Consider the following 11,843-nt stretch of genomic DNA (forward strand, 5'->3'; position numbering starts at 1 on the left):
TTCCTAATTTATTTAGATAACAATGGAGTATAGCTATGGCCTGGAATGAACCGGGTAATAATGGCAATGACAAAGATCCGTGGAATAATAAAGGCGGACGTGATCAAGGCCCACCTGATTTAGACGAGGTGTTCCGCAAGTTTAGTAACAAGTTCGGTGGCTTATTTGGCGGGAAAAAATCCGGCAATGGTAGCGGCGGTGGACTTGGCGGAGCCGGTATTTCATTCATACTTATTATCGCCGTTATTGTATGGGCGTTAAGTGGTATTTATACGGTTAAAGAAGCCGAGCGTGGTGTGGTTCTTCAATTTGGTAAATATGACCGAATTGCTGATCCTGGTCTGCGTTGGAAAATGACGTTTATTGAAACGGTAATCCCAGTAGATATTGAAGCAGTTCGTTCATTATCGGCTTCTGGTTTTATGCTTACTGAAGACGAAAACGTAGTGAGCGTTGAGTTTCAGGTGCAATACCGTGTTATTGACCCATACCTTTATGAATTTAGCGTAACTAACGCTGATAGTAGCTTAGAAGAAGCACTAGATAGTGCACTACGTTACGTTGTGGGCCATGCAAAAATGGACCAAGTATTAACTAATGGCCGTGAGGTTGTTCGTCAAAATACATGGGATGAGCTTAATAAGATTATCGAACCATATAACTTAGGTTTAATTGTTACTGACGTGAACTTTAAAGACTCTCGTCCGCCAACTGAAGTTAAAGATGCATTTGATGATGCGATTGCTGCACAAGAAGATGAAGAACGTTTCATTCGTGAAGCAGAAGCATATGCTCGTGAAATTGAACCGCGTGCTCGTGGTCAAGTAACGCGTATGACTCAAGAAGCGGAAGGTTACCAAGAGCGTATTACATTAGAAGCACAAGGTGAAGTAGCTCGTTTTGAAAAGCTACTACCTGAATATCAAGCAGCTAAAGAAGTTACTCGTGAGCGCTTATACATTGATGCAATGGAAGAAGTGTTAGGGAGTAGTTCTAAAATATTGGTTGATGTTAAAGGCGGTAATAACATGCTTTATTTACCACTTGATAAGATCATGGATAAGCAAGGGACAGCAACACGTGTTGCACTTCCAAGCTCTAGTGATATTCAAGATTTACGCAATAAAGTAAATACGTCGCGCAATAGCTCTGTTAATAGTGGCAATGACCGCTTTAACAACGACCGCTTCAATGATGGGAGATAATCATAATGAAAAACTTTAGTTTAGTAATACTATTAGCTGCCATTGTTATGTCTTTCTCATCGGTATTTGTTGTACCTGAAGGGCAAAAAGCAATTGTAATGTTATTTAGTAAAGTACAAAAAGACAGTGACGATCAAGCGATTGTATATGGCCCAGGCCTACAATTTAAGGTGCCATTTTTTAGCCAAGTACGTCGTATTGATGCACGTATTCAAACGCTAGATGGTGCGCCGGATCGCTTTGTTACTAGTGAGAAAAAAGACTTAATTGTTGATTCGTTTGTAAAATGGCGTGTTAATGACTTTAGCGCTTTTTACTTACGTGCCCGTGGCGATAAGCAATATGCTGAAACGCTACTTAAACAAAAAGTAAATAATGGTCTTCGTACAAACTTTGGTACACGTACAATTCGTGAAATTGTATCAGGTGAGCGTAGCGAGTTGATGGAAGAAGCGTTAGTACAAGCTTCTGAAAGTGCACGTGAGCTAGGTATTGAAGTACTAGACGTACGTGTTAAGCAAATCAACCTACCACAAGAAGTGAGTAGCTCTATTTACCAACGTATGCGCGCTGAGCGTACTGCTGTTGCAAAAGAGCATCGTTCTGAAGGTCAGGAAAAAGCCGAGACTATTCGTGCGGGTGTTGACCGTCGTGTAACAGTAATGCTTGCCGATGCAGAGCGTAATGCGCGTTCTGTACGTGGTCAAGGCGATGCTGATGCCGCAGGCATCTATGCAAGCGCGTATAACAAAGACCCTGAGTTCTTTAGTTTTGTGCGTTCGCTTGAGGCTTACAAAAAGACTTTTAAAAATAAGCAAGACGTTATGGTGCTTTCACCAGATAGCGACTTCTTCCAATATATGAAAGGCGCTAAAGCTCAATAGGCTTTACGTTAATTATTTAAAAGTTAAAAAGCCTCGCATTTGCGGGGCTTTTTGTTAAACACAGTCTAGTGCTTTAAATCACTGTTATTTATGTGGTTATTAGCTAATATTTGGATATAACAAATGCGCGCAGAAAAAATAAGCTGAACAGGGGTGATCTTTACTTTAGTTTTCTGGTAAAATCTCGTCCTAATTTTCTCTAAGTGAATTTACGATGGGTAAAAACGTTGTTGTATTAGGCACCCAATGGGGTGACGAAGGAAAGGGTAAGGTAGTTGATCTCCTTACAGACAAAGCATCTTTAGTAGTTCGTTATCAAGGTGGCCACAATGCGGGTCATACTTTAGTTATCGAAGGTGAAAAGACGGTTCTACACCTTATTCCATCGGGTGTATTACGTGACAATGTTAAATGTGTGATTGGTAATGGTGTAGTTTTATCACCAGAAGCGCTAATGAGAGAAATTGGCATGCTTGAAGAACGCGGCGTACCAGTACGTGAGCGTCTTTTAATAAGTGAAGCATGTCCGCTAATCTTGCCTTTCCATGTTGCATTAGATGTAGCCCGCGAAACTGCTCGTGGCGATAAGCCAATTGGTACAACTGGCCGTGGTATCGGTCCTGCGTACGAAGATAAAGTGGCTCGCCGTGGTTTACGCGTAGGCGATTTATTTAATCCTGAATTATTTGCAGCTAAATTAAAAGAAGTTCTTGAATACCATAACTTCACTTTAGTTAACTACTACAAAGTAGACGCTGTAGATTTCCAAAAAACGTTTGATGATGCAATGGCTGTTGCTGATATCTTAAAAGCAATGGTTGTAGATGTAACTGAGCTTTTAGATCAAACGCGTTTAGCAGGCGAAAACATTTTATTTGAAGGTGCACAAGGTACGTTACTTGATATCGATCACGGTACTTACCCTTATGTAACATCTTCAAATACTACAGCTGGTGGCGTTGCTACTGGTGCAGGTTTTGGTCCATTAAACCTTGATTACGTTTTAGGTATTATTAAAGCGTACACTACACGTGTTGGTTCAGGTCCTTTCCCTACAGAGCTTTACGACGGTCTTGAGAAACAAGATCCAGTTGGTAAGCACTTAGGTGATAAAGGCCATGAGTTTGGCGCTACAACAGGTCGACTTCGTCGTACTGGTTGGTTAGATGCAGTGGCTATGCGCCGTGCGGTTCAAATCAACAGTATTTCAGGTTTTTGTTTAACTAAGCTTGATGTTTTAGACGGCTTAGAAACGCTTAAAATCTGTATTGGTTACAAGCTTGAAGATGGCACAGTTACTAACGTAACACCATTAGCAGCTGAAGGTTACGATAAAGTAACGCCAGTATACGAAGAAATGCCAGGTTGGTCAGAAAACACTGTTGGTGTAACGAGTCTTGACGGTTTACCAAAAGCTGCGATTGACTACATCAAGCGTATTGAAGAAATTACGGGTGTTCCAATTGATATTATTTCTACAGGTCCAGACCGCGTAGAAACTATGGTACTTCGCAACCCGTTTGCGTAATTACCATTAGATTAAAAAAAGCTGCCTAGTGCAGCTTTTTTTGTATCTAAAATTCACCTTGGAACGATCTTTGTATATATTTTAATAAGTTTATTTTTATAAGTGGTGAGCATGCGTTTATTTTACCGTAATTGCGTATTAAGGCTTTCATTAATTCCGCTGTCTTTATTTATAGCAACCAACAGCTTAGCTACAGAAAGCCCTGCTGCTGTACCGCTGTATACAGAATCTGAGCTAATTGCGTTAATAAATAAAAATACGCATTTAGCGCGGGTGAAGGCAGATGATTGCCAGTTAGTGCAAGATATAGAAGCACGAGCCAATAAAATGGCATTGCCGTCTTATCAATTTTTATACGGCGATATGCTGGCTTATAACGTGTGCGTGGATCGTAATGTAGAGTTAGGTGTGTATTACATGCGAAAAGCGGCTGAACAAGGCTTAGCGGCAGCGCTAGAGCAGTTAGGGCGTTACTACGACACCGGGCGTTTAGTTCAGCAAGATAAAGCAATGGCAATTACGTATTTGCGTGAAGCGTCGTCGCAAGGCAATTTAAAAGCACAACTACGTTTGGTTAAATTATTTAATGATGGCTATGGCAGCCCGCGTGATTTTGAAGATGCATACCGTTGGCTATTTAATTCTATGGTCGCAGATAAAGCGACTCATAAAAAAATTGAGCGAGCGCTGACTAAGTTAGCGCAAAAAATGCCAGATAGTGTGGTTGCGCGAGCTCGCCTTCCTATTTAATGGCTCTTAAAAAACAAAACCCTAACTTTTTAAGTTAGGGTTTTTCAGTTTTTACAGGTAATAAAAGTGTTTAACTTTCTTCTTTAGCCTTTGTTTGCGGGTCTTTTAAGACCGACATTTTAGGCGGCTGTAATGCAACAACACGCTCGCCTTCTTGCGGCGGTTTTTCCATGTTGATTGTAAACGGTCTTAGCTTAATTGGCGTATCGTCGTCGCTGTCTTTATCACCTTTAAGAATAAACAAAGGGATAGCCTCAGGGTTCATTTCTAGGTATTGCTCCCAGCTAAACTCATCCGAGATACGTGTTGAACTAACCTTACCGCCTTTAGCTATGATACTGCTCAAACGTGCGTATGAGCCTTCGTCGCCAAACAATATTTGTCTAGATAAAAACGTTGCACTGTCTTTATTTGCTTTAGCATGCGACGTTGATGAGCGAAGCGAAAATACATTTTTTTCATTAAGTAAATGCGAAAAGTATTGAACGCCTAGCGCATTATGATGACGGTTTGGCGATAGCGCTAAGACACTGCGAATAGTTGTTAGAGGTAAGTAGCGTTCAGCATGCTCTGATTGCGGGTTACCATAATAACAAGCTAAGCCATCCATACGTGCCATTCTGCAGTTTTCCCATGCAGGATCTGAAAGGTGAACCGGAATATTCTGCTCTTGTAAGCCACGTCCAATTGCACGCGATACATGGTTTGCACCAATAATTAATATTGTGTTTGGCGATGGTTGGCGTACACCTAATAGCTTGGCAACAGGGATGGCTGTTAAGCTTTGCAGCACAACCGTAATGATGATCACCGTAAATATAAGTGGCACCATCTTTTCAGCATCAGCAACGCCAGCTTCCATCATACTTAGTGCAAATACCGACCCAACGGCTGCGGCAACTATACCGCGTGGAGCAATCCAGGCAAGTACCAAGCGAGACTTCATTGGTAAGTCAGTACCAAAGGTCGAAATAGCAATACACAGTGGGCGTGCAACAAAAAGCACAATAGCTAAAAATATAAATACATCGCTGTCGAGCATCATCAAATCAGAAAGCTGTAAACGTGCTGCAAGTAAAATGAACAGCGTTGATATTAATATCATCGACAAGTCTTCTTTAAACTCAAGTACAGAATCTATTTCTAAATCGTCTTGGTTCGCAAGCCAAATACCAAATACAGTTACTGCTAATAAGCCTGATTCATGGCTTAAATAATTTGATACAGAAAAACTAATAAGGACTAGTGCTAAAATTCCAAACTTATGTAATTCAAATGGCAGCCACTCGCGACGCATTAATAGGGTTGTTAGCCAACCTGCAGCAACACCAATACTTAAACCAACACCCAGGGTTTTAACTAAAGCAATAATAGTATGACTAAATACTTCGCCTTGGCCTACAAGCATTACAGCTTCAAATACCAATACAGCAAATAATGCGCCAATTGGGTCTATTACAATACCTTCCCAGCGAAGTATGCGGTCTATGTCTTGTGTTGGACGCATTGAGTTTAATAGCGGTGCTATAACGGTAGGGCCAGTAACAACGAGTACTGCGCCTAGTACCGCAGCAACACGCCAATTGAGCTCAAGCAACCAGTAGGCGCTTAAGCTAATAATAATGCAGGTAGTAAGCATACCGATTGAGCAGAGATTCCTTACAACTTTTCCTATCCCTTTTAATTCTCTGAAATGCAGAGTTAAGGAACCTTCAAATAAAATGATGGCAACGCTTAGTGATACTACTGGAAACAGTAAATCACCTAACAATGCATCAGGGTCTAAAACACCACTAAATGGTCCAAGTAAAAGACCAGTAAGCAATAAAAAAAGAATAGCGGGTACTCTAAAAGCCCACGCGACCCATTGGGCAAGCACAGAGCAAAGTGCGATACCGGCTATGTAAATTGCTGACATAGATTAAGAATTCCTTATTTATGACGATATGTTTAGAAAGTATAACTTTTGTTAATTATTAATACAGGGGTATACACCGGAAACTGAAATATTACTAATCAATTTTAGCTGCTTATAAAAGATTAGTAGGCTTAAATTATTTAGCGAGAACTTAGCCACCTTATTTTGAAGTGTATTAATTGTTTAATTTATTGAATTTTAATAACAATATAAAGGGTATGAGTGTTTCGTATTAACTTAGTTCGAATTTTAACCTTGATTTTAAAGGGGTATTTGGTGTATTATACTTCGTGTTCTAATAATTAGTCATCTAACGAAGTTTATTGAAGATAAAACAGGCTTGTTAATCTTAACGTCATTTTTAATCTTTATAATCATGTGTTAGTGATGCTTCTAGTATTAGAGCATTACAAAATATCATTTGCCGAATTCTTGGTATGGTTTTGCCAAACAAGTTTATTTAATTATTTAAGTAAATAAAGGTTTGAGTTGAACTATTACTTTCAATATTTAGCCCCCCATCGTGGCGGTTAAATCTCGGTCCTTTGGTCTTCACCCTATCTGTTGGTGTATCAGACTTTAGAGGCTCTATGTATGTTGTTAATAAAAAAGCCACACACAGCTTTTTACAGCGATGCATAAACAACACTTTTAAATTTTTTGATTAGTGCTGCTCAATATTATTGGGTTGTTGCTACTTTTACTTAACCTCAAATCTAAGCTTCTTGTTTTAGATATGGTTTTTGCGTGTGTGTAAAAAAGTGTTGCCTAAATGAAAAGAAAAATTCGAAGCTATGTTTTAAACCTAGCTACTTAGTTTTAGCTCGTCTAATTAAGATGAGCGCAGATAAAATGGAAAGTTGAGCATTTATGCAAAAGTTAAATTGGCGACGTATCGTACTTAAAGTAGGTAGTGCATTAATTGCACCAGATCAAGATGGCTGCCGTTCGCGTTACATATTAACCATCGCACAGTTCATTGTTCGTTGTCGTGCCCGTGGAATCGAGGTGATTTTAGTATCATCGGGTTCTGTAGCGGCTGGAGCGCATTTATTCCCATCAGACAAACCTCGCTCTGTGGTGATGAAAAAAGCAATGGCAGCAGCAGGCCAAACAGAAATGATCGCCATGTGGGACCGCTTTTTTGACTTTCCATCTGCGCAACTATTATTAACGCACGGCGATTTACGTGACCGCGAGCGTTACCAAAGTATTCGCGAAACAGTGTTTACTTTGCTTGAGCATGGTGTTTTTCCTATCATTAATGAAAATGATGCTGTAACTACCGACGACTTAAGAGTGGGTGATAACGACAACTTATCAGCAATGGTCGCAGCAGCAGCCGATGCCGATGCTTTATTAATATTCTCAGACGTTGATGGGTTATATGATAAAAACCCTAACTTACATGATGATGCGGTGTTACTGCCTGAAATAAAATCAATTGATGAATCTATTTATGCTATGGCAGGATGTGCTACAAGTGCTGTTGGTACTGGTGGCATGAAAACCAAAATAGAAGCGGCAGAAAAAGCAACGTCACATGGTATCGCGACTTATATTATAAACGGCTTTAAAGAAGAAACATTTACGAAACTGCTAGCTGGGGAAAATCCTGGTAGCGTATTTTTACCGTACGAAAAGCCGATGCAAGATTCTGTACATTGGATGACACACACAGCAAATGAGCAAGGTGAAGTTGTTGTTGATGGATCATTTGATGAATCCCTTGAAGGTGAAAGTGGATGTATTCGCGGTGATGAAATCATGGAAGTCCATGGTGAATTTGCTGTTGGTGATACCATTTTAGTACGTAGTGAAGACGGTACGCGTTTAGCTAAAGCGACCGCAAATTATAGTAGCTGTTTGTTAAACTTTATTGCAGACAACGAACAGAGTGAATTCAGCGAAAAAATGCAGGATTCAATTGGACCAGTTATATCTGAAAAACATATCGCATTATTGGAGAAGTCATGAGTTTAATTACGGACATTTCACGCCAGACAGCTAAAGCTGCCCATACACTTGCTTTACTCGATACCGAGACTAAAAATCAAGTACTAGTTGAAATGGCAGCGGCATTAAGAGAGCAAAAAGCATTTATAATCAAAGAAAACGAAAGTGACCTAAGCGCAGCACGCGACAATAACTTAGCAGCCTCAATGATCGACCGCTTAACGCTAAACGATGAGCGTATTGAAGCAATGGCAGAAGGTATTGAAGTAATCGTAAGCCTGGACGATCCTGTTGGTCAGCTACGTGATATTACAGAGCGTCCAAATGGCATTAAAATTCGTAAAATGCGCGTACCTCTTGGCGTTGTATGTATGATTTACGAAGCACGCCCAAATGTAACAGCAGACGCTGGCGCATTATGTTTTAAATCAGGTAATGGCGTAATTTTACGTGGCGGTAAAGAAGCACTTAAAAGTTCGCAAGCTATCGCAAGTGTAATGCACAGCGTACTTGAAAAGCATAACTTACCAGTATCACTTATTTCAGTGATTCCAGATCCAGATCGTGCACTATTAATGGAATTAATGCAGCAACGTGAAAGCATTGACTTAATAATTCCACGTGGCGGTGAAGGCTTAATTAACTTTGTTACTGAAAACAGTACGATTCCAGTAATTCAGCATTACAAAGGCGTTTGTCATCTATATGTAGATAAAGATGCAGACCTAGAAATTGCGCTTAACTTACTACTTAACGGTAAAACGCAGCGTACCGGTGTTTGTAATGCACTTGAGGGCTTAGTAGTTCATCAAGATGTTGCAGATGAGTTTTTAAATCTGTGCGCAGTTGTATTACGCCAAGAAGGTGTAAAAATAAATGCTGACTGCTTTGCAGCTAAATACTTTGATAATGCAACTGTGTTAGCCGATAACGAATTTGGTGAAGAATATCTAGACCTAGAAATCGCTATTCGCGTTGTACCAAACTTTACGGCAGCGGTTGAACACATTGCACAGTTTGGATCAAACCACACTGAAGTAATTTGCACTAAAAACGCAGCCGCTGCAGAGTTATTCCAGCGTAGTGTCGATGCTTCTGTAGTGATGGTTAATACATCATCTCGCTTTTCTGATGGCTCACAGCTGGGTCTAGGCGCAGAGATTGGTATAGCAACTTCTAAGCTTCATGCATACGGCCCTATGGGACTTGAGTCACTGACTACTGAGAAGTACTTAGTGAATGGTGAAGGCCAAGTTCGCGAGTAACCGCTAAAGCTTAATTTCATTAAAAAGCCGAGTATGGAAATACTCGGCTTTTTTGTTTTTTCAAACTACTCTGTAATTAATTTAATTTTTCAAGCCAGTCGCTTGCAGGTTCAGGCCTGTGTAAATAATAGCCTTGAAGAATAACTTCTGGATATTCTTGCAATAAATCAAAGTGGGACTGGTTCTCTACACCTTCGGCAACTATCTCGAGTTCAAATAAACGGCCTAAGCTTACAATCATATCAATAATCAACTTATCGTTATTATCAGTCGGTGCTTCCAATACAAAAGAACGGTCAATTTTTAGTTCTTGTATGGGTAATTGTTTAAGATAAGTTAAACTCGAATATCCAGTACCAAAGTCATCAATTGATACCCTAATACCTAGCTTCTTGAGAAAGTGAACAGCCTCAATAGCCGCTTCCATGTGATTAAGCAATGTACCTTCAATTATCTCAATAGTGAGTTGCTGAGGATTAATGCTATGTTGCTTTATTTGTTGGCTAATAAAGCTTAAAAAACGCGCTTCATGAAAGTGCCTGCCACTTACATTAATTGATAGGTTTAACTCAGGGTGAGTTTTACTAAGTTGCGTTAATATTTCAAGTGCATTTGAAGTTACCCAGCAATCTAAGTCATAAATTATATCTGACTCTTCGGCTATAGATATAAACTCACCAGGGCTAATGAAGCCTTTTTGAGGATGCTCCCATCTTAATAAAACCTCAGCCCCTTTAAGGGTTTGGCTTCGGTCAAATTGGGATTGTAAATATAGGGATAACTCATTATTTGAGATTGCTTTACGTAAATCTTGTTCTATTTCAAAACGGCGTTTTGCTTGCTCGCCAAACGAAGTATCAAAAAAGGTAACTCTATTACCGCCTTTTTCTTTTGCTTTGTAACAAGCCGCCTCACAGTTACGGATTGTTTCTATAGCACTTTCCCACTGATCTTCCCGAGGAAAAATATACGTGCCAATACTTACTGTTAAGCTAACGTCTTGTTCATCAACGACAAAGGGGTGGTTTACACTTATGATCAGTTCTTGGGCTTTATTTTCAGCCATAGCTTGGGCTCTGATCCTGCCAACGCCTTTTTCAACTGTACACAGTACTGCAAATTCATCACTGCCTAAGCGAGCAATAACATCTTTTTTATTCACCTTAGAATGAATTCGTTTAGTTAATTCTTTTAAAATGTTATCGCCAGCGAGTAGGCCTAATCCATCATTTATTGAGTGGAAGCTGTCTATGTCAATAATATAAATATAGGCATAACTATTTTCGGTACTACAAACCTGAAGTTGCTGCTCCAACTGCTTTAAAAAACCATTTCGGTTGGGCAAACCTGTAAGTTCATCATGCCATGTGAGGTAGTGAATTCTTTCTTGCGTTATCTTAACGCTAGAAATATCACTAAATACACCAATATAGTGCACGTTGGTATCTTGCTCGCCTCTTACCATACTAAGAGTTAATAACTCAGGATAAAGCTCGCCATTTTTTCGTCTGGTTACTAGCTCTCCACTCCAATATCCTGCTTGGTTTGCATGATGCCATACTTGATCAAAGCTAATACTAGGGTGGTTATTTTGTTTAATATCGTGCAACTGCATTTGCAGGGAGTCAGATTCAGAGTAACCTGTAATCCGGCAAAATGAAGGGTTTACGGCAATGATTTTTCCGTTACTGTCGGTAATAACAACGCCATCAGCGGTTCCCGTTAGGGCTTGATAAAATAATTTTTGTTTTGATGAGAGCTCTTTTAATTCTTCTTCTCGCTGGCTTAGCTCTTGTATTAGTGATTCTATTTCAAGTAGCTTGTCGTGCAGGTCAAAGTTTTTTTCGATAAGCCTATCTAGCATGCCTTGAGCGGTAATATGAGTGCGAATGCGTGCTCTAACGAGCGCTAGCTTGTAAGGTTTGTGTATGTAGTCAATTGCGCCCATAGCAAAGCCTTTTTCTTCAGACTCTTCTTCGGTAAGCGCAGTTACAAATATGACGGGGATACCTTTGGTATTTTGTTTCGCTTTGAGTATATTACATACTTCGTAGCCGTCCATGCCAGGCATCATTATGTCTAATAAAATCAAGTCAGGCCGAGTTGACTCAATAAAGATCAAAGCCTGCTCACCACTAGTAGAAATACGTACATCGTAGTCAGTTAAAAGTCCTTCTACTAATACGTGTAAATTACTAGGTTCGTCATCAACAATAAGAATTAAAGGTTTATGTTTTTTCTCTGTGGTTAATCCATTACTGTTTGCGAGGTAATTTGAATGCACTATCTGTCCTTCTCTGCGTTCTTTACAATATTAAATCTAGTTCAGGTTAGTGG

The 11,843-nt window shown here is 39.8% G+C and carries 8 protein-coding genes; 6 read left to right on the forward strand and 2 right to left on the reverse strand.

The annotated features are described in order from the left end of the window. The first annotated feature begins 35 nt into the window (after nt 1–35). The 4 genes from hflK (at nt 36) to I6F50_RS15250 (ending at nt 4,367) form a co-directional block, all read left to right on the forward strand. The gene (gene hflK / locus I6F50_RS15235) at nt 36–1,205 is read left to right on the forward strand and encodes an FtsH protease activity modulator HflK (RefSeq protein WP_010554352.1); all 1,170 of its coding nucleotides are present in this window, start codon (nt 36–38) and stop codon (nt 1,203–1,205) included. 5 nt (nt 1,206–1,210) lie between these two features. Next, nucleotides 1,211–2,089: a protease modulator HflC gene (gene hflC / locus I6F50_RS15240; RefSeq protein ID WP_010554353.1), complete on the forward strand. Its 879-nt coding sequence runs from the start codon at nt 1,211–1,213 to the stop codon at nt 2,087–2,089. A 214-nt stretch (nt 2,090–2,303) separates the two neighbouring features. After that, entirely contained in the window at nt 2,304–3,617 is a 1,314-nt protein-coding gene (locus I6F50_RS15245) for an adenylosuccinate synthase (protein WP_010554354.1), read from the forward strand. Between the two features lie 111 nt (nt 3,618–3,728). Further along, complete coding sequence (locus tag I6F50_RS15250; protein ID WP_007586412.1) at nt 3,729–4,367, forward strand: tetratricopeptide repeat protein; 639 nt, start codon at nt 3,729–3,731, stop codon at nt 4,365–4,367. 70 nt (nt 4,368–4,437) lie between these two features. On the opposite strand, the gene I6F50_RS15255 is transcribed toward I6F50_RS15250, so the two are convergent. Further along, the gene (locus I6F50_RS15255; protein WP_007586413.1) at nt 4,438–6,285 is read right to left on the reverse strand and encodes a sodium:proton antiporter; all 1,848 of its coding nucleotides are present in this window, start codon (nt 6,283–6,285) and stop codon (nt 4,438–4,440) included. Nucleotides 6,286–7,155: 870 nt separating this feature from the next. On the opposite strand from I6F50_RS15255, the gene proB reads away from it, so the two are divergent. Beyond that, a complete protein-coding gene (gene proB / locus I6F50_RS15260) occupies nt 7,156–8,262 on the forward strand; it encodes a glutamate 5-kinase (RefSeq protein WP_010554355.1) in 1,107 nt (368 codons plus the stop codon). Next, the gene (locus tag I6F50_RS15265; RefSeq protein ID WP_165741894.1) at nt 8,259–9,506 is read left to right on the forward strand and encodes a glutamate-5-semialdehyde dehydrogenase; all 1,248 of its coding nucleotides are present in this window, start codon (nt 8,259–8,261) and stop codon (nt 9,504–9,506) included. The genes proB and I6F50_RS15265 overlap by 4 nt, the downstream gene beginning before the upstream one ends. A gap of 76 nt (nt 9,507–9,582) precedes the next feature. Here the strand turns inward: I6F50_RS15265 and I6F50_RS15270 are convergent, their stop codons facing one another. Further along, nucleotides 9,583–11,790 carry an EAL domain-containing protein gene (locus tag I6F50_RS15270; RefSeq protein ID WP_007586418.1) on the reverse strand — a complete coding sequence of 736 codons (2,208 nt, stop codon included), beginning with the start codon at nt 11,788–11,790 and terminating at the stop codon, nt 9,583–9,585. Nucleotides 11,791–11,843 lie beyond the last annotated feature (53 nt).

The organism is Pseudoalteromonas sp. NZS127_1 (assembly GCF_015864295.1).
In the GTDB taxonomy this organism is placed as follows: domain Bacteria; phylum Pseudomonadota; class Gammaproteobacteria; order Enterobacterales; family Alteromonadaceae; genus Pseudoalteromonas; species Pseudoalteromonas arctica.

Excerpts from the sequence above, each read along its gene's own strand:
- hflK (WP_010554352.1), top strand. The coding sequence starts at position 36 with ATGGCCTGGAATGAACCGGGTAATAATGGCAATGACAAAGATCCGTGG.
- hflC (WP_010554353.1), top strand. The coding sequence starts at position 1,211 with ATGAAAAACTTTAGTTTAGTAATACTATTAGCTGCCATTGTTATGTCT.
- I6F50_RS15245 (WP_010554354.1), top strand. The coding sequence starts at position 2,304 with ATGGGTAAAAACGTTGTTGTATTAGGCACCCAATGGGGTGACGAAGGA.
- I6F50_RS15250 (WP_007586412.1), top strand. The coding sequence starts at position 3,729 with ATGCGTTTATTTTACCGTAATTGCGTATTAAGGCTTTCATTAATTCCG.
- I6F50_RS15255 (WP_007586413.1), bottom strand. The coding sequence starts at position 6,285 with ATGTCAGCAATTTACATAGCCGGTATCGCACTTTGCTCTGTGCTTGCC.
- proB (WP_010554355.1), top strand. The coding sequence starts at position 7,156 with ATGCAAAAGTTAAATTGGCGACGTATCGTACTTAAAGTAGGTAGTGCA.
- I6F50_RS15265 (WP_165741894.1), top strand. The coding sequence starts at position 8,259 with ATGAGTTTAATTACGGACATTTCACGCCAGACAGCTAAAGCTGCCCAT.